The sequence below is a fragment of the Aeromonas ichthyocola genome, assembly GCF_046087985.1.
In the GTDB taxonomy this organism is placed as follows: Bacteria; Pseudomonadota; Gammaproteobacteria; order Enterobacterales; family Aeromonadaceae; genus Aeromonas; species Aeromonas rivipollensis.
Window position 1 is genome coordinate 152,512 of the sequence record NZ_JBJSWH010000005.1, and the last position, 26,171, is coordinate 178,682.

General features: G+C 59.2%; 28 protein-coding genes and 2 pseudogenes. 22 read left to right on the forward strand and 8 right to left on the reverse strand.

All coding sequences use genetic code 11. The annotated features are described in order from the left end of the window. The first annotated feature begins 626 nt into the window (after positions 1–626). The 8 genes from ACF2JD_RS15725 to ACF2JD_RS15760 all read left to right on the forward strand — a co-directional run bounded on the left by ACF2JD_RS15725 (position 627) and on the right by ACF2JD_RS15760 (position 6,404). On the forward strand, positions 627–1,484 hold the full coding sequence (locus ACF2JD_RS15725) for a hypothetical protein (protein WP_440987757.1): 858 nt from the start codon (positions 627–629) through the stop codon (positions 1,482–1,484). A 274-nt stretch (positions 1,485–1,758) separates the two neighbouring features. Next, on the forward strand, positions 1,759–2,106 hold the full coding sequence (locus ACF2JD_RS15730; protein ID WP_045523225.1) for a hypothetical protein: 348 nt from the start codon (positions 1,759–1,761) through the stop codon (positions 2,104–2,106). Between the two features lie 410 nt (positions 2,107–2,516). Then, complete coding sequence (locus ACF2JD_RS15735; RefSeq protein ID WP_374828365.1) at positions 2,517–2,672, forward strand: helix-turn-helix transcriptional regulator; 156 nt, start codon at positions 2,517–2,519, stop codon at positions 2,670–2,672. 11 nt (positions 2,673–2,683) lie between these two features. Further along, positions 2,684–4,366 carry a DUF927 domain-containing protein gene (locus ACF2JD_RS15740; RefSeq protein ID WP_275057420.1) on the forward strand — a complete coding sequence of 561 codons (1,683 nt, stop codon included), beginning with the start codon at positions 2,684–2,686 and terminating at the stop codon, positions 4,364–4,366. Positions 4,367–4,416: 50 nt separating this feature from the next. Continuing rightward, the gene (locus ACF2JD_RS15745; RefSeq protein WP_440987758.1) at positions 4,417–4,680 is read left to right on the forward strand and encodes a pyocin activator PrtN family protein; all 264 of its coding nucleotides are present in this window, start codon (positions 4,417–4,419) and stop codon (positions 4,678–4,680) included. 581 nt (positions 4,681–5,261) lie between these two features. Beyond that, complete coding sequence (zur, locus tag ACF2JD_RS15750) at positions 5,262–5,720, forward strand: zinc uptake transcriptional repressor Zur (protein ID WP_025325656.1); 459 nt, start codon at positions 5,262–5,264, stop codon at positions 5,718–5,720. After that, entirely contained in the window at positions 5,710–6,171 is a 462-nt protein-coding gene (locus ACF2JD_RS15755; protein WP_025325657.1) for a chemotaxis protein CheX, read from the forward strand. The genes zur and ACF2JD_RS15755 overlap by 11 nt, the downstream gene beginning before the upstream one ends. Positions 6,172–6,176: 5 nt before the next feature. Further along, positions 6,177–6,404 carry a hypothetical protein gene (locus tag ACF2JD_RS15760; protein ID WP_025325658.1) on the forward strand — a complete coding sequence of 76 codons (228 nt, stop codon included), beginning with the start codon at positions 6,177–6,179 and terminating at the stop codon, positions 6,402–6,404. Between the two features lie 86 nt (positions 6,405–6,490). On the opposite strand, the gene brnQ is transcribed toward ACF2JD_RS15760, so the two are convergent. Continuing rightward, positions 6,491–7,798, reverse strand: coding sequence for a branched-chain amino acid transport system II carrier protein (gene brnQ, locus ACF2JD_RS15765; protein ID WP_163149557.1), 1,308 nt, complete (start codon positions 7,796–7,798; stop codon positions 6,491–6,493). A 191-nt stretch (positions 7,799–7,989) separates the two neighbouring features. Beyond that, on the reverse strand, positions 7,990–8,700 hold the full coding sequence (locus ACF2JD_RS15770) for a tRNA1(Val) (adenine(37)-N6)-methyltransferase (protein ID WP_139743691.1): 711 nt from the start codon (positions 8,698–8,700) through the stop codon (positions 7,990–7,992). A 128-nt stretch (positions 8,701–8,828) separates the two neighbouring features. On the opposite strand from ACF2JD_RS15770, the gene srmB reads away from it, so the two are divergent. After that, on the forward strand, positions 8,829–10,052 hold the full coding sequence (srmB, locus tag ACF2JD_RS15775) for an ATP-dependent RNA helicase SrmB (protein WP_106885020.1): 1,224 nt from the start codon (positions 8,829–8,831) through the stop codon (positions 10,050–10,052). A 183-nt stretch (positions 10,053–10,235) separates the two neighbouring features. Here the strand turns inward: srmB and yaaA are convergent, their stop codons facing one another. From yaaA to tapT, 3 genes are read right to left on the reverse strand one after another with little or no spacing between them, the layout of a single operon-like run. Next, complete coding sequence (gene yaaA / locus ACF2JD_RS15780) at positions 10,236–11,009, reverse strand: peroxide stress protein YaaA (RefSeq protein ID WP_440987759.1); 774 nt, start codon at positions 11,007–11,009, stop codon at positions 10,236–10,238. A 32-nt stretch (positions 11,010–11,041) separates the two neighbouring features. Next, positions 11,042–12,151 carry a PilT/PilU family type 4a pilus ATPase gene (locus ACF2JD_RS15785; RefSeq protein WP_440987760.1) on the reverse strand — a complete coding sequence of 370 codons (1,110 nt, stop codon included), beginning with the start codon at positions 12,149–12,151 and terminating at the stop codon, positions 11,042–11,044. 26 nt (positions 12,152–12,177) lie between these two features. Further along, positions 12,178–13,212, reverse strand: coding sequence for a type IVa pilus ATPase TapT (tapT, locus tag ACF2JD_RS15790; RefSeq protein ID WP_111912129.1), 1,035 nt, complete (start codon positions 13,210–13,212; stop codon positions 12,178–12,180). A 39-nt stretch (positions 13,213–13,251) separates the two neighbouring features. On the opposite strand from tapT, the gene ACF2JD_RS15795 reads away from it, so the two are divergent. The 5 genes from ACF2JD_RS15795 (at position 13,252) to ACF2JD_RS15815 (ending at position 16,168) form a co-directional block, all read left to right on the forward strand. Next, a complete protein-coding gene (locus ACF2JD_RS15795) occupies positions 13,252–13,953 on the forward strand; it encodes a YggS family pyridoxal phosphate-dependent enzyme (RefSeq protein ID WP_440987761.1) in 702 nt (233 codons plus the stop codon). 83 nt (positions 13,954–14,036) lie between these two features. Next, the gene (proC, locus tag ACF2JD_RS15800) at positions 14,037–14,861 is read left to right on the forward strand and encodes a pyrroline-5-carboxylate reductase (RefSeq protein WP_440987762.1); all 825 of its coding nucleotides are present in this window, start codon (positions 14,037–14,039) and stop codon (positions 14,859–14,861) included. A 23-nt stretch (positions 14,862–14,884) separates the two neighbouring features. Then, complete coding sequence (locus tag ACF2JD_RS15805; protein WP_025325667.1) at positions 14,885–15,436, forward strand: YggT family protein; 552 nt, start codon at positions 14,885–14,887, stop codon at positions 15,434–15,436. Continuing rightward, positions 15,436–15,744: a DUF167 family protein YggU gene (gene yggU, locus ACF2JD_RS15810; protein WP_111912133.1), complete on the forward strand. Its 309-nt coding sequence runs from the start codon at positions 15,436–15,438 to the stop codon at positions 15,742–15,744. The genes ACF2JD_RS15805 and yggU overlap by 1 nt, the downstream gene beginning before the upstream one ends. A 4-nt stretch (positions 15,745–15,748) precedes the next feature. After that, positions 15,749–16,168: a DUF4426 domain-containing protein gene (locus tag ACF2JD_RS15815; RefSeq protein ID WP_025325669.1), complete on the forward strand. Its 420-nt coding sequence runs from the start codon at positions 15,749–15,751 to the stop codon at positions 16,166–16,168. Positions 16,169–16,246: 78 nt separating this feature from the next. On the opposite strand, the gene ACF2JD_RS15820 is transcribed toward ACF2JD_RS15815, so the two are convergent. The 3 genes from ACF2JD_RS15820 to ACF2JD_RS15830 all read right to left on the reverse strand — a co-directional run bounded on the left by ACF2JD_RS15820 (position 16,247) and on the right by ACF2JD_RS15830 (position 17,993). Then, positions 16,247–17,077, reverse strand: a complete 831-nt coding sequence (locus ACF2JD_RS15820) for a CPBP family glutamic-type intramembrane protease (RefSeq protein ID WP_440987763.1) — start codon at positions 17,075–17,077, stop codon at positions 16,247–16,249. 194 nt (positions 17,078–17,271) lie between these two features. Beyond that, positions 17,272–17,568, reverse strand: a complete 297-nt coding sequence (locus ACF2JD_RS15825) for a hypothetical protein (RefSeq protein ID WP_005332293.1) — start codon at positions 17,566–17,568, stop codon at positions 17,272–17,274. A gap of 50 nt (positions 17,569–17,618) precedes the next feature. After that, positions 17,619–17,993 (reverse strand): YacL family protein, encoded by a 375-nt coding sequence (locus ACF2JD_RS15830; RefSeq protein ID WP_025325672.1) that lies wholly within the window; start codon positions 17,991–17,993, stop codon positions 17,619–17,621. A 209-nt stretch (positions 17,994–18,202) separates the two neighbouring features. Here ACF2JD_RS15830 and ACF2JD_RS15835 point away from each other — a divergent pair. The 8 genes and pseudogenes from ACF2JD_RS15835 to ACF2JD_RS15870 form a co-directional block, all read left to right on the forward strand. Continuing rightward, positions 18,203–18,316, forward strand: a pseudogene (locus ACF2JD_RS15835) (sugar diacid recognition domain-containing protein); the annotation flags it as partial. 22 nt (positions 18,317–18,338) lie between these two features. Next, a complete protein-coding gene (locus tag ACF2JD_RS15840) occupies positions 18,339–19,454 on the forward strand; it encodes a sugar diacid recognition domain-containing protein (RefSeq protein WP_440987764.1) in 1,116 nt (371 codons plus the stop codon). 119 nt (positions 19,455–19,573) lie between these two features. Further along, a complete protein-coding gene (locus ACF2JD_RS15845) occupies positions 19,574–20,836 on the forward strand; it encodes a GntP family permease (RefSeq protein ID WP_111912139.1) in 1,263 nt (420 codons plus the stop codon). Between the two features lie 9 nt (positions 20,837–20,845). Further along, complete coding sequence (locus ACF2JD_RS15850) at positions 20,846–21,979, forward strand: glycerate kinase (RefSeq protein ID WP_393935050.1); 1,134 nt, start codon at positions 20,846–20,848, stop codon at positions 21,977–21,979. Between the two features lie 202 nt (positions 21,980–22,181). Next, on the forward strand, positions 22,182–22,745 hold the full coding sequence (locus ACF2JD_RS15855; RefSeq protein ID WP_234690126.1) for an NnrU family protein: 564 nt from the start codon (positions 22,182–22,184) through the stop codon (positions 22,743–22,745). Positions 22,746–22,804: 59 nt separating this feature from the next. After that, positions 22,805–23,341: a glutathione peroxidase gene (locus ACF2JD_RS15860; RefSeq protein ID WP_025325677.1), complete on the forward strand. Its 537-nt coding sequence runs from the start codon at positions 22,805–22,807 to the stop codon at positions 23,339–23,341. 82 nt (positions 23,342–23,423) lie between these two features. Beyond that, positions 23,424–24,360 (forward strand): annotated as a pseudogene (locus ACF2JD_RS15865) (LysR family transcriptional regulator). Between the two features lie 183 nt (positions 24,361–24,543). After that, positions 24,544–25,740: a NupC/NupG family nucleoside CNT transporter gene (locus ACF2JD_RS15870; protein WP_139743701.1), complete on the forward strand. Its 1,197-nt coding sequence runs from the start codon at positions 24,544–24,546 to the stop codon at positions 25,738–25,740. Positions 25,741–26,171: the final 431 nt, after the last annotated feature.

Here is a 26,171-nt window from a genome sequence, read left to right on the forward strand (position 1 = left end):
CGGCCGCTGTTCCTGAAGGTAGTTTCCCGTACAGCCTCAGGGAGGGATTAATGAGCTATCGGCTACGATGGTATCGGAATGCACCCTGGGGCTATCTATATGAAAAATAATATAAAGCTAGTCAACTGGCGGCCCCTAACACTGAGTTAGGCGGACGAGCGCGTTTTTGTAAAACCCTGCAACTGAACTTTGTTCTGAAAAGACAAAGTTACATAAAAATCAATAACTTATTGATCAACCTAACCGCGTGATGCATAGTTTTCCATACCATTTGGAGGGCGTTTTATGAACAGCATCGTAATTTTGGTCACTCTATTCCTTTTCCTTCTAGGCGTTGCGGTAGCTGCTGCATATCTCTACAGAGAGAAACTTAAAATTTCACAGGTGAAAGATGCGGATCGAAAAAACCAGTAGAACATCCAAATCAAAGCTCCTATGTAGCTCACTGTGGGCTGCTACAACACCCTAGGTCATTAATGTTGCAACCCAGCTTAGGCGTTCTATCCAGCAACAGTAAAAATGTTCGCTATGTACATATATTTAATAATTTCAATTAGATAGATGCATTTCGTTGCTTTTTATAGGATTCATGCCACCCTATGGCAAGCTCCACACGAGACATAACAATGATGAAAAAACTAACCACCATAATCGTTGCAACCGGGCTGGGGTTGGCCTCTGGTTGTGCCATGACACCAAATAGCTACCGGTACAAGACAGAGCACAGTCGCGCCTACAATATTGCCGAGGCTGGTGGTTTGATTACTGGAATTAAGGATGCTGCTGTACCAAGTGATCAGTTGGAACGCATGACAGATACCAAAACCTTTGGTGCAGCTTATGTGATGTCCGGCTATATCGCTCCCAGTGTGGGAGGCCTATCAAACTGGCAAGGTGGGGTAGTCAACATGGCTAATTGGGCGTTTGGCCCCAAGCAGCATGGTGCCCGGAATAGCTTGATAGCTTGGATGCCTGTAATTAAGGCGGCATCGTCAGCCGATGCTCAGACCAAATTGATTTCTCATGTGAAACTTTCTATCGAGTCATCGTTAACCGATCTGGGTGTTCAATTCGACCTGCTGTACGAAAAAGATGGCAACCTGACATATCATTTTTACAGCAACGAATGGGATTGTCCGACTTGGACCAACGGTAAAAGCAAGGTCTCGGACATGTGCTCTATTAAGGTACGAATCGTAGAGCCGAATCAAGACAAGGCACCAGCCTTTATTACTGGAGCTCAAGGGGATGCTTATGCATTCACTTCCGGCCATGACACGGATTTTAATTTTATTAATGTTACGAATGGAGCGGCTAGCCACGCACCAGAACAAGCCGTATACAGCAAGATCAGTGAGAAGCTACCAGTTTGGGCCTTCCTGTACCTAGCTCCTCAACAAGTCAAAATAAATAATAGCGACAAGATCGTATTTCCCTACCTGCTTGAACAAGGGAAACCAGAGATCTTTGTCTACCCATTCTGATAAAACATCGCACCACTGGCCGCCTCCGTGCGGCTTTTTGTTCGTTTTCAAATGCTGTAGTACTCAATAAATATGCTCTCTCTTTAGGCAGCAGCCATGACGGCTCAGATAATTTCATACGTGAAACTTTTTAGCTCTGATGGCGAATGTTGCCGACTCTACTAATGAACATTACCCTATGCCTTCACTCATTAATTATTTAATCATAGCCTTCTTAAGGTTGCATTTTATGAAATCGCGATAATATGGATGTGAAATATTAAGGGAGGTCACCGTGAAAGATTTAATTAATATATTTTTGATGACTGTTGTCGTCCTTGGCTGGGCAATGCTTGAGGTCACTGGCTGTGGTTATGCCGTTTTAGCCATCCCAGTTGTTTACTGGCTCAAACCCGTGCTGGATCTGCTCCACAAGAACTACTGGGTGGGCCTTGCCTTCTGGGGGCTGATGGCCTTGTTTGCCTGGCAGGGAGCTCTTATTGGAGGGATGTTCTATGGCTTGCTCGCTGCACCAAAGAACGAGGCTACGGGCAATGTAGCCAGAAAAAAAAGCCCGATCCGGCTTGTTTCCAATGGCTATGACATACAGACCGGAGAGTACGTTGGCTCACCTTTTTGGTAATGCGTCGGTCAGTTGAAGGAGAGCAGCCTGACTGGATTTCCCCTTAGGACTGTCTCTTATATATCGGTCCCCGGGCATCGCTCGGGGATTTTTTTAACTATTGTGCCGTCCGTGATTTCACCTAGAGCTACAAGCTAAGTCGACGCAAAAAATTTCACATGTGAAATTTCTGACAAATTAGCGAATCAAAAAATAATACGGTAATAGCCAAGAGATGGGGGAATAGTCTATATCAAGCAAGTTCATGTCATAACTGATTGTTTTTATAGGAAAAATTGTTTTTTCGCTTTACCCGAAAAAGGCACTTCCAGCGACGAAGTTTTCTACATACAACATTCAGAATGCTCCTGCCAACACATGAAAAACCAGGAGGATGTATGGCTGAAACACAAAATAGAACATTGCTAACGATGGCTGAGGTCACTGAACTGACTTCCCTTTCACAGTCGACAGTACGGCGCCTTGTAAAATCAGGAATCTTGCCTGCCCCCATCAGATTAGGCCCCACCGGACGTTCAATTAGATTCAAGCTGTCAGACATTCAGCGGTATCTAAATAACATTTGAGGGAGGTGCTTATGGAATTTCGATTACTGCCGGATGCACTGGAAGTCCAAGAGTCGGAACGCTGGGTAAAAATCGGAGGACACATCAAGGTCCTCGCTCGAACCCGCTCTTCGGATCAAAAACGTAGCTACGGCGTTTTACTTGAGTGGAAAAACCTGGACGGTGTTCACTTGCAAGACATCGTCTTAATTAGGCATCTTCAGGGTGATAATAGCAGGTTGGTTCGGGAGATGTTGATCGATTCTGGCTATCAACTGGAGCCAAGCCCTCAAGCCTGGCAACGCCTTCAACGTTACCTGCTCAATGAGCTACAGCGTGCAGAACCAGCAACCTGTGTGGAACGAACCGGTTGGCATGCAGAGGGCTTTGTCAGTCCTGGCTGGATTGCCCCCAGGGGTAATGCAAAAGTACATCTTCTGCGCAAGGGACTGGATGTGGAGCTGAGGTCATCTGGCACGCTGGAACAGTGGCAGGAAGAGATTGGCAAAGTCTGTATTGGTAATCCACTACTGATTTTTTGCTGTGGAGTCGCTCTGAGTGCGCCTCTGCTCAGTAGCTCAGGCGTCGAAAACGTGATCTTCCATCTCTATGGCGACTCGGGCTCTGGTAAATCCACAGCAATGAAGGTAGCGACTTCGGTCTTAGGCGATGAGTCACTCATGCGAACCTGGTTGAGCACAGCCAATGGCCTGGCTGCAGCCGCGGCACTACACCACGACGTCCCGCTTTTTCTGGATGAATTATCTCAGGCCAAACCTGAAGATGCGGATGTAGCTGTCTACTCAATTTGTAATGGTAGACCCAAGCTGAGATCCAACGAAACGGGGCAGTTAGCCATAGGCGAATCTTGGCGAACCATTGCCCTGTCAAACGGGGAGGTAACGCTGGCTGAACACTTGGCACAACTAGGTAAAGAACCATTGGCAGGACAGCTGAGCCGAGTGATTGAAATCCCGATAACAGGTCAGTATGGCATGTTTGATACACTCCACGGCTTCAAACGGGGAGATCTGCTGTCAGACGAGTTAAAGCGACGCTGTAAAAACTACTACGGTACCTTGTTCCCGGCATGGGTAGACCGATTGGTCAGCTATGAAGAGGCGGAGCTAGCAAGAAAAGTTACAGGTCTACTCAATTATCACAGCGAACTGATGAAAGAGGACGCGGAGGTCACCCTAGACTATTCCGTCAGCCCCCAAGTAATGCGTGTAATCAGGCATTTTGCCATAGTCCAAGTTGCGCTGATCATGGCCAACCATTTCAACCTGTTGCCCTGGCTCGAGCATCATTCAGTGAATGCTATTAACCATTGCTTCAGCCTATGGCTAAAGAACCGCGGTCATGGTCTGGACACTGAGGATTATCGGCTGTTCTGTATGCTGAAAGCAGCCATACAGGGCTGGGGTCCGTATATAAGACCCCTGGAAGGTCGGCTGAAGTCGAGCGTTGGTTACAGCCGAACGTATCAGGGAGAGCCGCAATGGCTAGTCAAAACTGATGTGTTGAAACAGGCATTGAATTTACGTCCACAATATCGCTCACAGATGCTGCGACTAGTCAAAAGAGATTGGCTGCAATTCAATGAGGAAGAGCGACTGACTCTCAAAGTGGTACAAGAAAAAAAGTCGGCCCGGTTTTTTGCAATCTGGCCTGAGCGAATCAAAAAAGCTCTGGCCGAGCTGGAGGTGGATTAATGGATTTCCCGGTTTTCCCAGTTCCACCGGCTCTGTTGTGAGGTGACAGCATGCAAACCGTTTTTATGCTCTTGGCGCAATACGAGAAACCTGTCGTGCCGCTTAAAGACATCTGTAGTGACTATTTTGGTCTGTCATATCAAACAGCCAGACAGCGTGCAAATGCCGGGATGTTACCCATCCCGACGTTCAGAACCAGCCAAAAGAGTGACTATCTGGTGCACCTGACTGACCTGGCCTGCTATATAGATCAGCAGAGAGAGAAAGAAGTGCGCAGGCTAACTGCGATCACGAAGATGGAGGCTCGAAGATAATCTTCTGGAAGGGCAAGCCCGCGAATCGCGGGCTTTTTTCATTTTTTGTCTTTGTCAGTGGTCTGGGTCAGGTGGTAGGCGCTCCTGCTAGCACAGCAAACAGCTCAAGGAAGGCATATAGGCAGAACCGTATGACGATGCTCCTACCCATGTTCCCTCTTATTCGCTCTTAAGATCTCGAGTGGGTATAATCAAATGGTCACCGAAATCAACATAACCTGTTGATGATGCTGACTTTTGTATTTAACGAACAAAGTTGTTGGGACATATTCTCAGAGTAGACAAGAAGAGCTGAAAGGCTTGAGAAAACCCCTGAGTAAAGCCGTTTTGGCAACCACCTGCCCCATATCTGCCCCATGGAAAATGAAGGCCACGCCAGATAAGGGCTAGAGAGAAAATCTCACCAATCCAGCATGGGGGCGATGGAGAAGCGCTGCGCCTGCATAAAAATCATCCGGGTTGGCAAAATAAGGGGCCGGATTCTACCACAAGGTGAGACGGCCTCAGAAAATGAATTTTGTCGCCGCGCACAGGGGGCCCTGTGATAGTATCCGGCTAATTGACAGGGTATCTGCGTGATCATGAATCAAGACCTACTTCTACAACGAGCGGAACGTCTCTGCGACCAGCGGGGGATCCGTTTCACCCCGACCCGGCGCCAGGTGTTCCGGCTGCTTGCCGCCCATGGCAATGCCATCAGCGCCTACGATCTGCTGGCCCAGTTGCAGCAGACCGAGGCACATGCCAAACCCCCCACCGTCTACCGGGCGCTCGACTTTCTGCTCGAGCAGGGGTTTGCCCACAAGGTGGAGTCGCTCAACGCCTTCATCTTCTGCTGCCACTTTGACCATGCCCATCCCATGCAGCTGCTGATCTGCGATCGCTGCAAGGAGGTGGTGGAGCTGCACGATCCGGCCATCGACAGCGCCTTTTCCGAGCAGGCTCACCAGCATGGTTTTACTATTACCAACAAGACCATAGAGGCCCATGGTCAATGTGCTCGTTGCTCTGACACCCTAGGAAGTGAAGATGAAGGCTGATTTTGTAAACCCGTTCTTGCTCTCCCTGCTCAATGTGCTCTCTACCATGGCACAGCTGGAGCTCAAACCCGGCGCGCCCAAGCGCAAGACGGACGAGCTGGCGCGGGGGGATGTCTCCGGCCTCATCGGCATGGTGGGTCCGCAGACCCGGGGATCGCTCTCCATCAGCTTCGAGAAGGGGCTGGCGCTGGAGATCATGCGCCGCATGCTGGGGGAGGCACCGGCCACCATCAACGAAGAGGTGACCGACATGGTGGGCGAGATCACCAACATGGTGACCGGCGGCGCCAAGCGCATGCTGGGGGAGAAGGGCTATGAGTTCGACATGGCGACCCCCATCATAGTCTCCGGCCCCAATCACACCATCACCCACAGGGCTGACGGTGCCAAGATCATGATGCCGTTCGATTCCGAATACGGCCGTGCCACCATAGAGATCTGCTTCGAGTAACCGCCATGTGGACGATGCTGAAATGGACTGTCATCTGTGGGGTGCTGCTGCTTATCCTGTCGGATATCCAGATCAGCACTTCCCTCTACAAGTACGAAGACAACAGCGTGCAGATCAACTTCCCGCGCTGGCAGAGTGAGCAGCCCTGGGGCACCCTGCGCTGGCATGCCGGCCAGGTCGAGAGCCACTGGTACGGCCTGGCCGGCAAGCCCAAGCCAGCATCCGTGCTCTGAGCACAAACCCGATTTGCCATGCACAGTTGCACAAATGAAAGAGGCCAGCGAAAGCTGGCCTCTTTTTCATGTCGTTGGGATGAGGATCAGGCGGCTTCGGCGGCCAGCTTGTCACCACCGCGCACCAGGGTGCCCAGGCCGCAGGCCAGCAGGGTGGGCAGCAACCAGGCCAGGCCCTTGTCGAACAGCGGCAGGAAGGCGAACGCATCCATCTTCATGCCGGCGGCACCCAGACCGTCCAGGCAGCCGAACAGGAAGGCAACCAGCAGCACGGAGCGGAACACCAGGCGGGGACGTCCGAAGTAACCCTTCAGGAAGGTGACCAGCACCAGGGCCACGGCCACCGGATAGATGGCGACCAGCACAGGGATGGAGAGGCTGATGAGCTGGCTCAGGCCGACGTTGGCCACTACGGCACAGACGACACCCAGCAGTACCACCAGCTTCTGGTAGCTCACGCCGGTGAGATTGTGGAAGAAGTCGGAGCAGGCGGAGATCAGGCCCACGGCCGTGGTGAAGCAGGCCAGGGTGATGATGGCTGCCAGGATGAACTGACCCGGCTGGCCGAACAGGCTCAGCACGTAGGCGTTGACGATGGCGCCGCCATTGCTGACGTCGGTGGCGACACCGGCCGCGGTGTTACCCAGCTGGAACAGGGAGACATAGACCACGGACAGGCCGATGGCGGAGATGATGCCGGCGATGGCCAGGTACTTGAACTGGCTCTGATAGTCGTGAATGCCTTTCTTGCGCAGCAGATCGACGATCAGGGCGCCAAACATCAGGGACGCCAGGGTATCCATGGTGTTGTAGCCTTCCAGGATCCCTTTCACCAGGGGGCTGTGCTGATAGTCGCCGGACGAGGCGGGCATGGTGCCCTGCGGCGCGACGAAGACGCCGACGGCCAGGGTCAGCAGCAGCAGCATCAGCACGGGGGTCAGGTATTTGCCGATGGCATCCATCAGCTTGCCCTGATTGAGGGAGACCAGGATGGCGATACCGAAGAAGACCACAGTGTAGGCGGCCAGACCGGATTGACCCATGTCGCCGAGGAAGGGTTTCAGACCCATCTCGTAGGCCACCAGGCCGGTACGGGGAGCGGCGAAGGCCGGGCCTATGATGATGTAGATGGCGACGGCCAGCGCGGTGGCAACGCCTGTTGGCAGCAACTTGGTCATGCCGGCCCAGCCGTTGCCGGCCTTGGCGACGGCGAGAATAGTGATGAGGGGCAGGCCCACGGCGGTCACCAGGAAGCCCAGCATGGCCAGGGAGAGGTGCTCACCCGCCATGTAACCGGCCAGGGGCGGGAAGATGATGTTGCCTGCGCCCAGATAGAAGGCGAAGGTCATGAAGCCCAATCCGAGTACATCGGACAATGTGAGTGATTTCGTCAAGTTCAACCTCGTCTGTCTTGTAAACTATTGCTTGTTATAGTTTTTTATTGGTCAGTGACCGGCGTTGTTCAGGGGTAAAAAAAAGGAGCCCCGCTGCTTTTTTCATCGCCACCAGTGGTTTGAGCTGGTCTTGAGCGGGCGCTCGTTTGCTAGTCAGCATAATGATGTGAAAAAATAGTTCAAGGCGAAATTTACATCTTCAAATAGAAGGGGTGGGTTAGTTGGATGTATCTGTCGGAATAGCCTCCGGCAGTAGAATGGATCACAATCTCACCCTGCTCACACCTGCTTAATCCTCTGCCAAGTAGCAATAAAACGCGATTTGCCTCTTTCCCCTCCCTGGTGATAACAGCTGTATAACAAAGGCTGTACAGATCATAATCTGCCGAGATGCATAAAATTTCATCTGCCATGGCGGTGGGCAGCACCAGCGCCAACCGTCCATTCTGACTCAGCAGACGACGGCTTGCCGCCAGCAGCGCATGGGGATCGAGCGCGCCAGTGTGACGGGCGAGCGCCCTGGCCGGATCGCTAAATACCTGACCTGCGACGAAATAGGGAGGGTTGGAGACGATGAGATCGTAAGGGGCCGCCTGATAATCCTGAATGGCGCTCTCTATAATGCTGACCCGGGTGGCCCAGGGGGAGGCCGCCACGTTATCCCTGGCCTGGTCCGCTGCATCCTTATCCAGCTCCACCCCGTCGATCCGGCAGTCGTTCGTGCTGCGCTGGGCCAGCATCAGGGCGATCAGGCCGCTGCCGGTGCCGATATCGAGCACCCGGTGCGCTTGTTCGACTGGCGCCCAGGCCCCCAGCAGTATGCCGTCGGTGCCCACCTTCATGGCACAGCGGTCATGGTCGATGTGAAATTGTTTGAAGGTAAAACCGCTGCTACGTCCCATCTGACCCTCGTTGCTCGTCTGCCATGGCGAAAATGGTCGGCGATTATAGCGGCTAAGCCACAGTCGCCATAGGAGCCGGCGGCATAATCGCCTATAATCAGCCGCTTCCTTAATGACCGAGTATTGCCATGAGCCAGTCCTTTGATGATTTCGACCTGAATCCAGCCCTCAACCGGGCCTTGGCCGAGATGGGTTTCACCCGCCCCACCACCATTCAGCAGATGGTGCTGGAGCCAGCCCTGGACGGCCGCGATATTCTGGCATCAGCACCGACCGGTACCGGCAAGACAGCCGCCTTCCTGCTGCCCGCCATGCAGCACCTGCTGGACTTCCCGCGTCGCAAGCCGGGCCCGTGCCGCATGCTTATCCTGACTCCGACCCGCGAGCTGGCGCTGCAGGTCAGTGCCCATGCCAGGGCGCTGGCGGTGCATACCCATCTCAGCATCGAGACCATCATCGGCGGCGTCAGCCATGAAGAGCAGCTGCCGGCCCTGACCAAGACCACCGACATAGTCGTGGCCACCCCGGGTCGCCTGCTGGAGTACATAGAAAAGGAAGAGTTCGAGAGCCACGACATCGAGGTGCTGGTGCTGGATGAAGCGGACCGCATGCTGGACATGGGCTTCATCAAGGATGTGAACCGCATAGTGGCCGAGGCGCGCTACCGCAAGCACACCATGTTGTTCTCCGCCACCCTGGAAGGGGCCGGTCTCGAGAAGTTCGCGAGCGAGATCCTCAAAGATCCGGTGGAGCTGCATGCCGAGCCGCCCCGCAGCGAGCGCCGCCCCATCACCCAGTGGGTGCACCTGGCCGATGACGCCGCCCACAAGCTGGCGCTGCTGATCCACATTCTGAAGGATCCCCAGACCCAGAAGGCCATCGTCTTCGTCAAGACCCGCGAGCGGCTGGCGGAGCTCTCCGGCCAGTTGCAGGCGGCCGGTGTCTCCTGTGCCTGGATCCGTGGCGAGATGGAGCAGAGCAAGCGCGTCGAGTCGATTCGCAAGTTCCATGAAGGGGAGGTGCCCTTCCTCATCGCCACCGATGTGGCCGCCCGGGGCATCGACCTGCCCAACGTCAGCCACGTCATCAACTACGACATGCCCTACGGCACCGACGTCTACGTCCACCGCATCGGCCGTACCGGCCGCGCCGGCAACCGTGGCTGTGCCATCAGTCTGGTAGAAGCCCACGACATGGCCATGGTGGCCAAGATAGAGCGCTACACCGAGGAGCGCCTCAAGCGCCGGGTGATCGATGAGCTGCGCCCCAGGCACAAGGAGGCGCGGGTGCCGGTGAAGAAGAAAAAGCCGAAGGATGGCAAGAAAAAGAGCGCCAAGAAGAAAAAGAAGTAATGCCCCATTGACGCTGCAACGGCCATCCTCGGATGGCCGTTTTGCTGCCTGTCACCCGGGCCCGTGGGGATAGACGCGCAGAAAAAAGCCGACGCATGAACGTCGGCCAACAAAAAGTGCTTACAACAGAGGATTCATAGGTTCAGACCCGGGGATCCCGAACTTGGTTCCCTCCATCTGTAATTAATTTTCGGCGCGCTTGAACATCAGGGTGCGATCGTCGGACTCTTCTGGCACGAAATAGTAGCCAGCCTCATTGAACCCGGTCAGCTGGGTCACCTCGGTCAGCCTGTGCTTGATGATGTGGCGGGCCATCATGCCGCGGGCCTTCTTGGCGTAGAAGCTGATGATCTTGAACTGGCCGTTTTTCTCGTCCTTGAACACCGGAGTCACTATGCGGCCCTTCAGGGCGCCCAGGCGAACCGACTTGAAGTATTCGTCAGACGCCAGATTGACCATCACCTCGCTGCCCTGTGCGGCCAGCACCTTGTTCAGGTGCTCTGTGATGATGTCACCCCAGAACTGATAGAGATCCTTGCCGCGCTCGTTGTCGAGGCGGATCCCCATCTCCAGCCGGTAGGGCATCATCAGATCCAGCGGTCGCAACACCCCGTAGAGGCCGGACAGCATGCGCAGGTGCGCCTGGGCAAAGTCGAGGTCGGCCTCGCTGAAATCCTCAACGGCAAGACCGGTGTAGACATCACCCTTGAAGGCCAGCAGCGCCTGGCGGGCATTGCTCGGGGTGAAATCCGGCTGCCACTGGGCAAAACGGGCGGCGTTGAGTCCCGCCAGCTTGTCGCTGATCTTCATCAGGCTGGCGATCTGATCCGGTGCCAGCTGCCTGGCCCTGTGGATCAGCCGGGCGGAGTGATCCAGCAGCTCGGGCAGGGTGAAACGGGAGGTCACCAGCGGCGACTCGTAATCCAGCGTCTTGGCCGGGGAAACCACAATCAGCATAACTGTCCTTTACTAGCGGTGACGCACGCCCCTCATTCATCCAGGGTCACGTTGTCGAGTGTGCCTGCACCCAGCTGCTCGCGACCCGACAGCTTGATCAGCAGTCGCAGGTCGTTGGCGGAGTCGGCATGGGCAAGGGCCTCACTGTAGCCAATTTGGCCGGCGCAGAACAGGGCGAACAGCGCCTGATCGAAGGTCTGCATGCCGAGTTCGCCGGATTTGGTCATCACCTCCTTGAGCCTGTGCACCTCTCCCTTGCGGACTATGTCGGTGATGAGCGGGGTGTTGAGCAGTATCTCGAAGGCGGCGACACGGCGCTGCCCGTGAAGGGAGGGCAGCAGTTGCTGTGCGACTATGGCGCGCAGGTTGAAGGAGAGATCGAACAGGAACTGGCGATGCTTCTCCTGCGGCACCAGATGGAGGATGCGATCCAGCGCCTGGTTGGCATTGTTGGCGTGCAGGGTGGCGAGGCAGAGGTGGCCCGTCTCGGCAAACTGGATGGCCAGCTCCATGGTCTCCTGGGTGCGGATCTCGCCGATGAGGATGACGTCCGGCGCCTGGCGCATGGAATTCTTGAGTGCCACGTTGAAGGATTCGGTGTCGATCCCCACTTCCCGTTGGGTCACCAGGCTGCGCCCATGCTGGTGGACGAACTCCACCGGATCCTCCACCGTCAGTATGTGGCCGTCGCCGTGCTGGTTGCGGTAGCCTATCATGGCCGCCTGGGTGGTGGACTTGCCGGCCCCGGTGGCGCCGACGAACAGCACCAGGCCGCGCTTGGCCATGGCGACCTCCTGCAGTATGAGGGGCAGCGTCAGTTCCTCGAAGGTGGGAATGCGGGTCTCGATGCGGCGCAGCACCATGCCCGGCAGATCCTGCTGCCAGAAGGCGCTGACCCGAAATCGCCCCAGCCCCTCGCGGTGAATGGCGTAGTTGGCCTCCCGGGTGTGCAGGTAGCGCTCGAAGTGCGCCTCATCCAGGCTCTCCCTGACCAGCGCCAGTGCCGCCTGCCTGTCCAGGGGCTTATCGCCGAGTGGTACCAGTCGTCCGTTGACCTTGAGGGTGGGAGGGGCATCGACCGTGATGAAGAGATCCGAGCCCTTTTGTTCAACCAGTGCAGCGAGCAGAACATCCATGTTCATAGCGACTCCTTGGGTGTGAAAGCGTTTTAAATGCTGTTGGGATCGGCCGCCTTGGCCTTGGCATCGAGGGCGGCAACGACACCCCGGTTGACGAGCTGCTTGAGGCTCTGATCCATGGTCTGCATGCCGTGGGTCATCCCGGTCTGGATGATGGAGTAGAGCTGGGCGACCTTGTCTTCCCGGATCAGGTTTCGCACCGCCGGGATCCCCAGCATGATCTCGTGGGCCGCCACCCGGCCGCCGCCGATCCGCTTGAGCAGGGTCTGGGAGATGACAGCCCGCAGGGACTCGGAGAGCATGGATCTCACCATGTCCTTCTCCGAGCCGGGGAAGACGTCGATGATCCTGTCTATTGTCTTGGCCGCCGACGAGGTGTGCAGGGTGCCGAACACCAGATGGCCCGTCTCCGCCGCCGTCATGGCCAGGCGTATGGTCTCCAGATCGCGCATTTCCCCCACCAGTATGATGTCCGGGTCTTCACGCAGGGCCGAGCGCAGGGCGTTGGCGAAACTCTTGGTATCGCGATGCACCTCGCGCTGGTTGACCAGGCAACGCTTGTTCTCGTGCACGAACTCGATGGGATCCTCGATGGTGAGGATGTGGTGGTGGAAGTTGTCGTTGATGTAATCGACCATGGCCGCCAGGGTGGTGGACTTGCCCGAACCGGTCGGGCCCGTGACCAGCACCAGGCCGCGGGGAAACTCCGCTATCTTGCGAAACATCTCCGGTGCCCCCAGATCTTCCAGGGTCAGAACTGTGCTCGGTATGGTACGAAACACGGCGCCAGAGCCCCGCGACTGCTGGAAGGCGTTGACCCGGAAGCGCGCCATGCCGGGCACCTCGAAGGAGAAGTCCACCTCGAAATTCTCCTCCAGCTCCTTGCGCTGGTGGTCGTTCATGATGTCGTAGATGAGGGCGTGTACTTCACGGTGATCCAGGGCGGGCAAATTGATCTTGCGAACCTCCCCATCAACCCTGATCATCGGGGGAACCCCGGCCGAGAGGTGTAGATCCGAGGCCTTATGCTTTACACTGAAAGCCAATAACTCTGTGATATCCATAGATTTGTTATTCTCCCATCACAAGATCACGAACGAAATATGAGCCAGATTGCCCAGCACCTGCTTCAGGTAAAGGAACGTATTGTACAGGCCGCCAGGCGAGTTGGCCGTGGCGCCGATCATATCCAGCTGCTTGCGGTCAGCAAGACCAAGCCGCTTGAAGACATCCAGGCCGCCTATGCCGCCGGTCAGCGCCGCTTTGGCGAATCCTATGCCCAGGAGGCCGCGCTCAAGATAGATACCCTGCGTGAGCAGGCGGCCTGCCAAGACATAGAGTGGCACTTTATCGGCCCGCTGCAATCGAACAAATCCAGGCTGGTGGCGGAGCGATTCGATTGGGTGCAAAGTGTCGATCGTGACAAACTCATCGAGCGCCTCAACAACCAGCGTCCAGCCGGGTTGTCACCGCTAAATGTCTGTCTGCAAATCAATATTAGCGGAGAGAGCAGCAAATCCGGTACGTCGGAGCAAGAGATTTTCCGGCTGGCCGCCCTGGTTGACCAGAGCGAGCGACTGGTGCTGCGTGGCCTGATGGCCATCCCGGAGCACACCAGCGACGAGGCGGTTCTGGCCGCGCAGATGCGGCGCATGCAGGCTTTGTTCACCGAGCTTGCGCAACAATACCCGAGCGTCGACACCCTTTCGATGGGCATGACCGAGGATCTCGAGGCCGCCGTCGCCCATGGCAGCACCATGGTCCGGGTCGGCACCGCCATCTTCGGTGCCCGCGATTACTCATAAACAGAAGCACGCGGTGCAGCCTGCCCTCGCCTTCGTCGGCGCAGGTGAACCGCCGTGTTGGCAGCCAATAACAGGAGTGTTTGATGCAGCAGAGAACCCTCGCCTTTATCGGGGCAGGTAACATGAGCCGCAGTATCATTGCCGGCCTCATCCAGGCCGGTTATCCGGCCGAGCGGATCACCGCCGCCAACCCCAGCCGGCCCAAGCTGGACGAGCTGGCTGACCAGTTCGGCATTCGCATCACCCAGAACAACGCCGAGGCGGCCAGGGCGAGCGATGTCATCGTACTGGCGGTCAAACCCCAGTTGATGGCGGCCATGCTGGAGGCGCTGGTGGCCGAGCTGGGCTCCCTTGAAGGCAAGCTGCTCGTCTCCATCGCCGCCGGCATCAAGGTCGAGCGGTTGCAGGAGATGGCGGGGGGACATGGCCGCATCATCCGCACCATGCCCAATACTCCTTCCCTGCTGGGATTGGGGATGACGGGCCTCTATGCCCCGACCGGCATAGCGCAGGCGGATCGCGACTTCGCCGAGCAGATGATGCAGGCCGTCGGCAAGACCCTCTGGGTCGCGCAGGAGAGCGGCATCAACGGCGTCATCGCCGCGGCGGGCAGTGCCCCGGCCTACTTCTTCCTGTTCATGCAGGGGATTGCCGAGGAGGCAGAAGCCATGGGCTTCACTCCCGAGCAGGCCCGTCTGCTGGTGCAGCAGACCGCCCTGGGCGCCGCCGCCATGGTGGAGCAGAACCCCGAGCTCTCCCTGCAGGTCCTGCGCGAGCAGGTCACCAGCAAGGGCGGCACCACGGCCGAGGCCGTCAAGACATTCCAGGAGCAGGGGCTGAAGCCGCTGACCGCTCGTGCCATGCAGGCGGCCGTCACCCGGGCCGCCGAGATGGAAACCCTTTTCTGAACCTTTTGTAGCAAGGAGCCCGGATGAACACGGCTTACTTTTTGATTAACACGATTTTTGATCTCTACCTCATGGTGGTGCTGCTGCGAGTCTGGTTGCAGTGGGCCCGCGCCGATTTCTACAACCCCATGAGCCAGATGGTGGTCAAGGTGACCAACCCCCTGGTGATCCCGCTGCGCCGCATCATCCCCGGCTTCGGCGGGCTGGACATGGCCTCGGTGCTGCTGGCGCTCATCATCGCCTTCGCCAAGCTGGCGCTGCTCAAGAGCATGAACGTGCTGCTGACCGACTGGCTGACCCTCAGCCTGTTTGCCGTACTTACCATTCTGAAGAAGACGGGATCCATGATCTTCTGGGTGCTGCTGATCCGCGCCATCCTGAGCTGGGTAAGCCAGGGGCGCAACCCCATCGAGTACGTGATGCATCAGCTGACCGAACCCTTCCTGGCACCTATCCGCCGCATACTGCCGGCGCTGGGTGGCCTGGATCTCTCCGTGCTGGTCGCCTTCATCGCGCTGCAGGCCATAAACTATCTGTTGGGGGATCTGTTTGGTCAGCTGTGGTGGATGATCTGATGCCAGCCGTCCTGCTGGAAGGGGACGCACTGATACTGCACCTGATGATCCAGCCCAAGGCGAGCCGGGATCAGATCGTCGGCTTGCACGGGGACGAACTGAAAGTGGCCATCACGGCGCCGCCGGTGGATGGTCAGGCGAACAGCCATCTGATCAAGTATCTGGCCAAGCAGTGCAAGGTGGCCAAGGGGCAGGTCCGCATAGTGCGGGGGGAGCTGGGACGGCACAAGACGGTCGCCATCGAGGCACCGAGACAGATCCCCGCCGAGATCGCCGCCCTGCTGGAGAGTGGAACAGGAGAAGGATGACATCATGAAAACAGTCTGGATGAGCTGCCTGCTGGCGCTCTTGATGACGCTGCCGGTGCGGGCCGAGCAGATGAAGGAGCTGGGCCCCTGGCAGGTTCACTACAGCGCCTTCAACTCCAGCTTCCTCACCCCTGAGGTGGCCAAGGCCTATGGCCTGGAGCGCAGCCGCTACAACGGCATCGTCAATATTGCGGTGCAGAACAAGCAAGGGGTGGCTCAGGCGGTGGGCATCAGCGGCGAGGCCAAGAACCTCACCGGCACCATACGTACCCTGAGCTTCCAGGAGGTGAAGGAGGGTGACTCCATTTACTACCTGGCGGTGCTGCCCTACCGGAACGAGGACACCTACCAGTTCACCCTGAAGATCATGGGGGAGGGGCAGCAGCAGACGCTGACCTTCCAGCAGACCTTCTACGTCGACTAGCTGTCCGGATGCGATGAAAATGCCCCGAACCCACAGGTTCGGGGCATTTTTTTATCCGGCGAGAGCCTGCCTCCGTATCTAGCGGCTGGCCAGCGGGTAGGTGAACAGGGCCAGGTGGGCGAAGTTGAACAAAAAATGCAGCAGTATGGCGACACTCAGGCGGCCACTCAATTGGAATGCCAGGCCGTAACAGACCCCCGCCAGGGCGGCAAACAGCACCAGCAGCGGACCACCGGCCAGGTGCGCGGCCCCGAACAGCAGGCTGGCGACCAGGAGACCGAACCAGGGTTTGCTTCGGCTAGCCACCCCTTGCTGGATCAGGCCGCGAAACAGCGCCTCTTCGGCCACGCAGGTGAACAGCAGGTTGTTGAAGGCGAACAGCCACCACCAGTGAGGCAGCCCCACGTCGGGCTTGAGGGCCCCCAGTTGCCAGGCGGTGATCAGCAGGGCCGCCAGCGGCAGCATGAGCAGGGCCAGCGGTCGCCAGCGCATCGCGCCGCCCGGGCCGAGCAAGGCGGGCCAGGCCAGCAGCAGGCCGAAGAAGATGAGCGGCTTGTCCAGATTCAGGTACAGGGTGAAAGGGACGCTGGCGGGGCCGGCCTGTACCCGATCCAGCACCTTGAGGTTGTCAAAGCCAGGCACCAGGTGCAGCGTCAGGGCCATGGCCCACAGCAGTACCAGCGTCAGTGCGACGCCACGCCAGGGTTGGGGCAGGCGGGGCGTGCGCCAGGCCAGCAAGAGACCGGCGAGGCTGACCAGCGCGGCGACGGGGCTGAGTCGCTCCAGCCAGAGGGCGGTCAGCAGGGCGACCCCCAGCAGGATCAGACCGCTCCTCTGCTGGCGGGCCAGGCAGAGCAGCACGGCCAGTCCCAGGGCGAGCCAGATGAGGGTATCAGGGAGTGGTAACATTGAGTCTCCTTGTGGGTTGCAAGGGGCGCACCTTAACCAGCCTCTGTCTCTCGCACAAGGCGCAATGGACTGGTCGGAGCCCTGTTGTGCTCCTTTTTGCCGATGGTTCTGGCCGGTCTGGACAATAAAAAAGCCGGAGCAAAGGCTCCGGCTTTGGGGACAGGGGGTGGCCCGGATGAAGGGGCCAAGCCAGATTAACGGCCGGATTCGGCGATGACGCGGGCTATGATGTCGGCGCGCTTGGTCGCTTCCAGCTCGCCCAGGGCGATGAGGCCGGCCTTGAAGATGACGTTCTTCGGCAGGCTGACGTCGTCCAGGGTGGTGATGGCTTCGACGTGCAGGCCGTTCAGGCGGCTGGCATCGCGCGGGCTCAGGTTGACCTGGGTATTCATCACCTGCTTGCCTTTCTTCTTGGCAGGCACGGCGGCTTTCTGGCTGGATTCCTGTTCTTCGTCTTCCGGCAGTTCGTCATCAAAATCGTAAATGGACATAGTCAATCCTGTTGGGTTGCAAGGGGCATGCTCGCCCGAAATGTGGGTATTCAGCCCATATCCTCGTTGCGGATAAAGGCGCGCCAGGAGCCGAGCACCTGGGCAAAGTCTTCCAGTCCGCACATGGCCAGCTGCTCATCATCGTAGTAGGCGAGATCGTCAAGATCCTCATCCAGCTCGATATTGAGGACGTTGGCTTTCACCTCGGCCTCCTCAGGGGTGAGCAGCAGCGAATAGTCACCGCCGTGACGCCTGTACTCCGTACGGGTTCGATTGGAGAGCTGGTCGATGATGGAGAAGAGCTCGTCGAGGGTTTCCTCATCCTTGCCAACTTCATCGATCAGCCACTGACCTATGGCCTCATGGCCCATGGAGAACCGGGCGCGATAGCCACCGAACGGGTCGCGGCGAAATTCATAGTCCATAGCGGAGTCCCTATCGGAAGGGTGGAGCCACCACAACACGGAGCGGCGTGACGCCGGATCCATGATCCAGGGTGGGGCACAGATAGCGTAAAGTGGCCTATTCTAGCGATCCCCCCCGCGCTTGTCTTGATGATGTGGGATCTTTAACGGGTCTGTCCCCCCGATCCAGGCCACCCGGGGGCCCTGTCAACGAATGGTATGGAGAGGCAATGCAGCTCAATGACACCCTTGCCCGTCAGATAGTGAGCCGGGCGATGAAGATATTGTCGTTCTCGGTCAAGGTGATGGACGAAAGGGGTCTTATCATCGCCTCCGGAAACCCTCTGCTATCTATCCGGAGATGTTATGCAGCTCAATGACACCCTTGCTCGTCAGATAGTGAGCCGGGCGATGAAGATACTGTCGTTCTCGGTCAACGTGATGGACGAGCGCGGCCTCATCATCGCCTCCGGCAACCCGGAGCGGCTCCATCAACGTCACGAGGGGGCCGTGCTGGCGCTGACCGAGAATCGGGTGGTGGAAATCAGCGAAGCGACCGCCCAGCAGCTCAAGGGCGTGAGGCCCGGCATCAACCTGCCCATCGCCTATCAGGGGGAGTTGCTCGGGGTCATCGGCATCTCGGGGGATCCGGAGGAAGTGCGTGCTTACGCCGAGCTGGTGCGGATGACGGCCGAGCTCATTCTGGAGCAGGCGGCGCTCACCGAGCAGTTGCAGTGGGACAAGCGCCACAAGGAGGAGCTGGTGCTGCAGCTCATCCGCGGCGAGGGGCGGGCCGATCAGTTGCAGCAAGCGGCCCGCTTCCTCGATCTCGATCTGGCCCAGCCTCGCGTCGTCGCCGTGCTGGCGCTGGAGGAGGCGGATCCCGCCCGGCTGCGGGAGCTTGTGCACTTGCTGGAAAATCCGGAGCGGGACAACCTGGTGGCCATCAACGGCCTGGACGAGATAGTGGTGCTCAAGCCGGCCCAGCTCAGCGACGGCGTCTGGCAATCGGCGCAGGAGCGCAGCCGCATCAAGCTGCTGCTGGCCCGCATTCCCCATTTCAAGGTGCGCATCGGGGTGGGTGATTACTTCGCCGGGACGGGCGGCTTGGCGCGCTCCTACCAGACCGCCCGCGACACCCTGCGCCGCGGCATGAGCCAGGCACCGCGCAAGCAGGTCTACTTCTTCGAGGATTACCGCCTGCCGGTGCTGCTCGGGAGCCTGGCGGACTCCTGGCAGGCGGATCAGCTGCGGGCCCCCCTGCTAAAGCTGGCAAAGGAGGATGCAAAGGGAACGCTGCAAAAGACACTGCGCCAATATTTCTTGCAGGATTGTGATCTGCATCCCTGTGCCGAAACGCTCTTCATCCACCCCAATACCCTGCGTTACCGACTGACCCGGATAGAGCAGATAACGGGCTTAAATTTCAACAAGTTAGATGACAAGTTTCTGCTCTATCTCGGGCTCAATCTCGACGGCTGATTTGTTCATATGAACAAAATAGAAGGCTCCTGAAGCACAAGCTTTGGCTTTTCAGCCAAAGCATTGCGGGCGGGGATCACCATAATGGCCACCACTTACTTCCACTCAAGGTGCCCGTCATGATCCCTGTATCCGCGCTCGGTGCTCTCGCTGCGCTCTCCATCGCCATCTTCCTCATTCTGAAGAAGGTGCCGCCCGCCTACGGCATGATAGTCGGTGCCCTGGCCGGTGGCCTGATCGGCGGCGCCGACCTGACCCAGACCGTCGCCCTGATGATCGGCGGCGCCCAGGGGATCACCACGGCCGTGATGCGGATCCTGGCGGCCGGTGTGCTGGCAGGCGTCTTGATCGAATCGGGGGCCGCCACCACCATCGCCGAGACCATAGTCCGCAAGCTCGGCGAGACCCGTGCCCTGCTGGCGCTGGCGCTGGCCACCCTGATCCTGACCGCGGTCGGCGTCTTCGTGGACGTGGCCGTTATCACTGTCGCCCCCATAGCGCTCGCCATCGCCCGTCGCGCCGATCTCTCCAAGGCCGCCATACTGCTGGCCATGATAGGGGGCGGCAAGGCGGGCAACGTCATGTCCCCCAACCCGAATGCCATAGCCGCGTCAGACGCCTTCCATCTGCCCCTCACCTCAGTGATGGCGGCTGGTATCATCCCGGGCCTGTTCGGTCTGGTGATGGCCTACTGGCTGGCCAAGCGCCTCAATAATCGGGGCAGCAAGGTCGCGGCCGACGAGGTGGTGAACTTTGACGGTGGCAAGCTGCCCGGCTTCTTCGCCGCCATCAGCGCCCCCCTGGTCGCCATACTGCTGCTGGCCCTGCGCCCGGTGGCCGGTATAGTCGTGGATCCCCTCATCGCCCTGCCCCTCGGCGGCCTGGTCGGCGCCCTGATGATGGGCAAGTTCAGCAAGGTGAACCAGTTTGCCGTCTCGGGTCTGGCCCGCATGGCGCCGGTGGCCATCATGCTGCTGGGGACGGGTACCCTGGCGGGCATCATAGCCAACTCGGGTCTGAAGGATGTGCTGATCAGCGGCCTGACCGCCTCAGGTCTGCCTTCCTACCTGCTGGCCCCCATCTCGGGCGCCCTGATGTCGCTCGCGACCGCCTCGACCACGGCCGGCACTGTGGTGGCCTCCAACGTGTTCAGCTCCACCCTGATTGAACTTGGGATCAGCAGTCTGGCGGGGGCCGCCATGATCCATGCCGGTGCCACCGTATTTGACCACATGCCCCACGGCTCCTTCTTCCATGCCACCGGTGGCAGCGTCCACATGGGTGTGGGTGAGCGCCTCAAGCTCATCCCGTACGAAACCGCGGTCGGTCTGACCATTGCAACTGTCTCCACCCTGATGTTTGGCGTGTTTGGCCTCGCCTAAGGAATTGATATGAAAATTGTTATTGCCCCCGATTCATTCAAGGAGAGTCTGAGCGCCATGGCGGTGGCCGATGCCATCGAGGCCGGTTTCAAGCTGGTGCTGCCGGATGCCACCTATGTCAAATTGCCCATGGCCGATGGCGGCGAGGGCACTGTGCAGTCCCTGGTGGATGCCACCGGTGGTCACATACTGCCGGTCGAGGTGACCGCGCCCCTTGGCAACAAGGTGCAGGGTTTCGTCGGTCTGCTGGGGGATGGCAAGCGTGCCGTCATCGAGATGGCGGCGGCCTCCGGTATCCATCTGGTGGCACCGGAGCAGCGCAATCCGCTGCTCACCTCCAGCTTCGGCACTGGCGAGCTGATCCTGGCCGCGCTGGAGATGGGGGTTACTCACCTCATCCTCGGCATCGGCGGCAGTGCCACCAACGACGGCGGTGCCGGCATGATCCAGGCGCTCGGCGGCAAGCTGCTCAAAGCCGATGGCTCTGCCATCGAGTTGGGCGGTGCTGGTCTCGCCGAGCTTGCCACTATAGATCTGAGCGGGCTGGATCCCCGCCTGAGCGAGCTGGTCATCGAGGTGGCCTGCGATGTGAACAACCCGCTGTGCGGCCCGAAAGGCGCCTCCGCGGTGTTCGGCCCGCAGAAGGGGGCGACCCCCGAGATGGTGGCCCAGCTGGACGCCAATTTGGCCCACTATGCCGACTGCATCGAGCAGGCCCTCGGCAAGCAGGTGAAGGAACTGCCGGGGGCGGGCGCCGCTGGTGGCATGGGCGCTGCCCTGGTCGGCCTGCTCGGGGCCGAGCTCAAGCCCGGCATCCAGATAGTGATAGAAGCCTTGAAGCTGGCCGATGAAGTGGCCGACGCGGATCTCGTCATCACAGGGGAAGGGCGCATCGACAGCCAGACCATCCACGGCAAGACGCCAATCGGTGTCGCACGCTGCGCCAAGCAGTTTGGCAAGCCGGTGATCGGCATCGCCGGCTGCCTCACCGACGATTGCGGCGTTGTCCATGACCATGGCATCGACGCCGTGTTCGCCGTGGTCAACCGGGCCATGTCCCTGCCGGAGGCGATCGCAACCGCCACCACCAACCTGCAGCTCACGGCCCGCAACGTCGCCGCCCTCTATCTGCTGCGTCGTTAACCCTCTTCTGGCCGGTGCCCGTCACCGGCCACACCCAGCCCCGTGTAGCGGATGTGGTTGCTCGCCTGAGGGCGGACCCTCTGACGCACCTTGCCGATCCCAGGATCGGCTTTTTTATTATCCTGCTGTCTTTTATATGGTTTTTGTATTCTGCCAGTGGCCTTTGCGGCATAGTGATCCCCCATAGTACAAGGAGCAACCCATGATCTTGCTGACCCTGGGGGTACTGCTATTTACCCTGATCCATCTCTATCCCTGCTTCGCCGCAGCGCACCGTGCCCGAATGCGCGATCGGCTGGGGGAGAACCGTTACAAGGGACTCTTCTCGCTGCTGGTGTTCGTCGCCATCGGCTGCATCCTCGCCGGCTGGCGCAGCGCCAGCCCCATGCCGCTCTACTTCCCGCCCGCCTGGGGGCCCATGCTGGTGATGGCGGTTATGCCGGTTGCGCTGATCCTGCTGTGCGCAGGGCAGGGGGCCAACCACCTGAGGCGGTGGCTGGTACACCCCCAACTGCTCGGCACCCTGCTCTGGGCCTGCGCCCATCTGGCGGTCAACAGCGAGGCACGCTCTCTGGTGCTGTTCGGGGGCTTGGGCGCCTGGGCGCTGGTCAGCATCGTCTGGATTTCGGTGCGGGACTGGCGCACCAAGCCGAGACCGGCGGCCACCTGGCAGGGGACGGGGATCAGCGTGGGCGCCGGTCTGGCGCTCACGGCCCTGCTCATCTTCTGGGGCCACGGCTGGTTGACCGGGATCCCGCTGCACTGATCGCTGAACCTTGTTCGGGGATCTCGCGTATGATGGAGAAAACCCGAGGAGTCATGTCAATGAAATGGTTCACCCTGCTGCTGTTGCTCGGATCTGGCGCGGCATCTGCCGCCTGTCCCGACTACTTCAATGTGGAGATGCGGGAGCTCAACAATACCCAGCGTCACAACCTCTGCCAGCTGACCGAGGGCAAGGTGGTGCTGGTGGTCAATACAGCCTCTTATTGTGGCTACAGCGGCCAGTTCCGGGATCTGGAGGCGCTCTATCAGAGCTACAAGGACAAGGGCTTGATGGTGCTGGGGTTCCCCTCCAACGACTTCTGGCAGGAGGCGGGCAATGAGAACAAGACCGCCGAGGTGTGCCGCCGGGATTACGGTGTGACCTTCCCCATGTTCAACCGGGTCTCGGTGCGTGGCGCCGATGCGGTACCCCTGTTCAAGGGGCTGGCGGCCGCCGCCGATGGGGATGCGCCCAACTGGAACTTCCACAAATACCTGGTGGGCCGCGATGGCAAGCTGATTGCGAGTTATGGCGCCAACCAGAATCCGGCCGATGATCCCCTCAAGGAGCAGTTGATCCAGGCGCTGGGACGCTGACCCTACCCCCTGGCGGGCGGCTCTGGAATAATGGGGGCCCGCCACTCACTCTGGTTATTCCGTGCTGCAACGTCTTCCCCAAATGGTGATCTTCGATGCCCTGGTCCGCGAGCAGGGCATCTCTGCCGCCGCGCGGCGGCTCGGGGTATCCAAGTCCCACATCAGCAAGCAGCTGGCCCAGCTTGAGACCGAGCTCGGGGCCCAGCTGGTGCAACGCACCACCCGCCGCTTCTCCCTGACCGAACTCGGTCAGGAGTATGCCCGTCACTGCCGCGCCCTGGTGGCGGTGGCCCTGGAGGCGGACTCCATGGTGGCGGAGCGGCGTGGCAAGGTGAGCGGCGTGCTGCACCTGGGGGTGGGCCAGTCCTTCGGCCGCTTGCACGTGATCCCGCGGCTCAAGGCATTCCAGGCGCGCTACCCCGATCTGGAGCTGGAAGTCTCCCTGTTTGACCACAGAACCAACCTGGTGGATGAGGGGCTGGATCTCTGGATCACCACCTACGAGGACAAGCCCGAGGGGCTGGTGGGGCAGCGGCTGGCGGACATCGGCTTCGTGCTGGTGGCCTCGCCGGACTATCTGCTGAGCCACGGCACCCCGCTGCACCCCAGGGATCTGGCCAGGCACAACTGCATCACCTACCAGAGCCGGGAGCGGCGCTACCACGAGTGGTCGTTTCGCCAGGGCAAGGAGCGCCAGACGGTGCAGGTGGCCGGCAACTACAGGGTGGATCTGGCGGAGGCGGTGCGGGATGCCGCCCTGGCCGGGCTCGGCATCGCCTATGTTGCCAACTACCTGCTGGACAAGGAGCTGCAATCCGGTCAGCTCATTCCCCTGCTGCCCCCAGTGGCGCCCGAACCAGAAGATGGCGGTGCACGCCGTCTACGCCAGGCGTGAGCACCTGGATCCCAAGATCCGCCTCTTCATCGACTTCCTCAAGGAGAGCTTCGGGCCCGAACCCTATTGGGCGCAGCGGCTGGCCCCCTGGCTTGGGGGCAGATTGTCCGGTGTGGAGGAATAATCGTTTCCATACAAGAACACTGACTTTCGCCTGATACCAAACACGAGCCAAATCAGCCAGTTGGCGCAACCGATATCGTGCAAACGTTTTTGCTAACAGGGTTGTAACCAGGTGGGCTTGCAGTGACGGGGGCAGGGGGAGCAGAATCCGCGCCCATCTTCAGTCCCACTAGATGGAATCCCTATGATCGCCCTGCTCGGCATCTTGAGTATCCTGGCACTAGCCGCACTCTGCTCTGATAATCGTCGTCGTATCCCGCTGAGAACAGTGGGTCTCGCCCTTTGCCTGCAAGTCCTCTTCGCCGCACTGGTGCTCTGGCTGCCCGCCGGTCAGAGCGTGCTCAACGGCGTCAGCGAGAGCGTCAGCAGCGTGATCGGCTACGGTCAGGAGGGGATTGCCTTCCTGTTCGGCGATCTGGCCAAGTTCAAGCTGGGCTTCATCTTCGCGTTCAACGTGCTGCCGGTCATCATCTTCTTCTCCGCGGTGATCGCCATCCTCTACCACATAGGCATCATGCCGCGGGTCATCGCCCTGCTGGGAGGCGGCCTGCAGAAGTTGCTGGGCACCGGCCGTGCCGAGAGTCTCTCCGCCACCGCCAACATCTTCGTCGGTATGGTGGAGGCGCCCCTGGTGGTCAAACCCTACCTCTCCAAGATGTCTGACTCCCAGTTCTTCGCGGTGATGAGCTGTGGTCTCGCTTCAGTGGCCGGTGGCACCCTGGTGGGCTATGCCAGCATAGGGGTCGAGCTGAAATACCTGATCGCCGCCGCCTTCATGTCGGCCCCTGCCGGCCTGGCCATGGCCAAGATCCTGGTGCCGCCCGGTGCCGATGAGGTGGATCACCATCAGGACGTGGAGATCCCCCGCGCCACCAACGTGATCGAAGCGGCGGCCGATGGCGCCATGTCCGGCCTCAATATCGCTGTGGCGGTGGGTGCGACCCTGCTGGCCTTCGTCGGCGTGATTGCCATGCTCAACGGTCTGCTGGGCTGGGCCGGTGATCTGGTGGGGCTGGATCTGAGCTTCCAGATCATCCTGGGCTGGCTGTTCGCCCCCGTCTCCTGGCTCATCGGTGTGCCCTGGGATCAGGCTCAGGCAGCCGGGGCGCTTATCGGCACCAAGATCGTCATCAACGAGTTCGTCGCCTTCATCGCCCTGGTGCAGGATCAGACGCTGAACGAGTCGAGCAAGGCCATAGTCACCTTCGCCCTGTGCGGTTTCGCCAACATCTCCTCCATGGCGATCCTCATCGGCGGCCTGGGGGCCATGGTGCCGGAGCGAAAGTCCTTCATCGCTCGTTACGGCATGCGCGCCATACTGGCGGGGGTGCTGGCAAACCTGATGAGCGCCTCGCTCGCGGGTCTGTTCCTCGCCCTCTGAGTGCCCTCGAGGCTAGCGCCTTCAGATCAAAGCCCGCTTCGGCGGGCTTTCTTGTGGCCGTTGTCGGGCAAAAAAAAGCGCCTCAGAGGAGGCGCGGGGAAAAAGACAGATTGGAAGCGTCACATGGGTGCCACTTGAATGAGGGATGAGCCGTGCCATCCAAGTGTGAGTGCATCATGCCTTTCCCAGTCTGAAGCCCTTCTGAGGCGATTCTTCATACTATGTTCATTTTGCTAAACGCCCGGCGGCGTCAGCTCGAAGCCTCTTTTCCCCAGATCCAGTGCCAGCAACCAGCGTTGTGAACGGGATGCCACCGGCTAACCAGGGGGCAGGGAGTCAGCGTGAAGTGGGCGACAGTCTGTTGTTCCAGCGCCAGCAACCAGTGTTGTGAACGGGATGCCGCCGGCTAATCGGGATGCCATTGTTCCCGC

What these genes read in the sequence shown, in the direction of transcription:
- ACF2JD_RS15830 (WP_025325672.1), bottom strand. Translation starts at nt 17,993, where the DNA reads ATGGACTATGAATTTCGCCGCGACCCGTTCGGTGGCTATCGCGCCCGG.
- ACF2JD_RS15860 (WP_025325677.1), top strand. Translation starts at nt 22,805, where the DNA reads ATGAAATGGTTCACCCTGCTGCTGTTGCTCGGATCTGGCGCGGCATCT.
- ACF2JD_RS15820 (WP_440987763.1), bottom strand. Translation starts at nt 17,077, where the DNA reads ATGTTACCACTCCCTGATACCCTCATCTGGCTCGCCCTGGGACTGGCC.
- ACF2JD_RS15740 (WP_275057420.1), top strand. Translation starts at nt 2,684, where the DNA reads ATGGAATTTCGATTACTGCCGGATGCACTGGAAGTCCAAGAGTCGGAA.
- ACF2JD_RS15795 (WP_440987761.1), top strand. Translation starts at nt 13,252, where the DNA reads ATGAGCCAGATTGCCCAGCACCTGCTTCAGGTAAAGGAACGTATTGTA.
- ACF2JD_RS15855 (WP_234690126.1), top strand. Translation starts at nt 22,182, where the DNA reads ATGATCTTGCTGACCCTGGGGGTACTGCTATTTACCCTGATCCATCTC.
- ACF2JD_RS15805 (WP_025325667.1), top strand. Translation starts at nt 14,885, where the DNA reads ATGAACACGGCTTACTTTTTGATTAACACGATTTTTGATCTCTACCTC.
- ACF2JD_RS15840 (WP_440987764.1), top strand. Translation starts at nt 18,339, where the DNA reads ATGCAGCTCAATGACACCCTTGCTCGTCAGATAGTGAGCCGGGCGATG.
- tapT (WP_111912129.1), bottom strand. Translation starts at nt 13,212, where the DNA reads ATGGATATCACAGAGTTATTGGCTTTCAGTGTAAAGCATAAGGCCTCG.
- ACF2JD_RS15870 (WP_139743701.1), top strand. Translation starts at nt 24,544, where the DNA reads ATGATCGCCCTGCTCGGCATCTTGAGTATCCTGGCACTAGCCGCACTC.
- ACF2JD_RS15785 (WP_440987760.1), bottom strand. Translation starts at nt 12,151, where the DNA reads ATGAACATGGATGTTCTGCTCGCTGCACTGGTTGAACAAAAGGGCTCG.
- ACF2JD_RS15845 (WP_111912139.1), top strand. Translation starts at nt 19,574, where the DNA reads ATGATCCCTGTATCCGCGCTCGGTGCTCTCGCTGCGCTCTCCATCGCC.
- yggU (WP_111912133.1), top strand. Translation starts at nt 15,436, where the DNA reads ATGCCAGCCGTCCTGCTGGAAGGGGACGCACTGATACTGCACCTGATG.
- ACF2JD_RS15725 (WP_440987757.1), top strand. Translation starts at nt 627, where the DNA reads ATGATGAAAAAACTAACCACCATAATCGTTGCAACCGGGCTGGGGTTG.
- ACF2JD_RS15755 (WP_025325657.1), top strand. Translation starts at nt 5,710, where the DNA reads ATGAAGGCTGATTTTGTAAACCCGTTCTTGCTCTCCCTGCTCAATGTG.
- srmB (WP_106885020.1), top strand. Translation starts at nt 8,829, where the DNA reads ATGAGCCAGTCCTTTGATGATTTCGACCTGAATCCAGCCCTCAACCGG.
- yaaA (WP_440987759.1), bottom strand. Translation starts at nt 11,009, where the DNA reads ATGCTGATTGTGGTTTCCCCGGCCAAGACGCTGGATTACGAGTCGCCG.
- ACF2JD_RS15815 (WP_025325669.1), top strand. Translation starts at nt 15,749, where the DNA reads ATGAAAACAGTCTGGATGAGCTGCCTGCTGGCGCTCTTGATGACGCTG.
- ACF2JD_RS15770 (WP_139743691.1), bottom strand. Translation starts at nt 8,700, where the DNA reads ATGGGACGTAGCAGCGGTTTTACCTTCAAACAATTTCACATCGACCAT.
- ACF2JD_RS15825 (WP_005332293.1), bottom strand. Translation starts at nt 17,568, where the DNA reads ATGTCCATTTACGATTTTGATGACGAACTGCCGGAAGACGAAGAACAG.
- ACF2JD_RS15735 (WP_374828365.1), top strand. Translation starts at nt 2,517, where the DNA reads ATGGCTGAGGTCACTGAACTGACTTCCCTTTCACAGTCGACAGTACGG.
- ACF2JD_RS15850 (WP_393935050.1), top strand. Translation starts at nt 20,846, where the DNA reads ATGAAAATTGTTATTGCCCCCGATTCATTCAAGGAGAGTCTGAGCGCC.
- ACF2JD_RS15760 (WP_025325658.1), top strand. Translation starts at nt 6,177, where the DNA reads ATGTGGACGATGCTGAAATGGACTGTCATCTGTGGGGTGCTGCTGCTT.
- zur (WP_025325656.1), top strand. Translation starts at nt 5,262, where the DNA reads ATGAATCAAGACCTACTTCTACAACGAGCGGAACGTCTCTGCGACCAG.
- proC (WP_440987762.1), top strand. Translation starts at nt 14,037, where the DNA reads ATGCAGCAGAGAACCCTCGCCTTTATCGGGGCAGGTAACATGAGCCGC.
- ACF2JD_RS15745 (WP_440987758.1), top strand. Translation starts at nt 4,417, where the DNA reads ATGCAAACCGTTTTTATGCTCTTGGCGCAATACGAGAAACCTGTCGTG.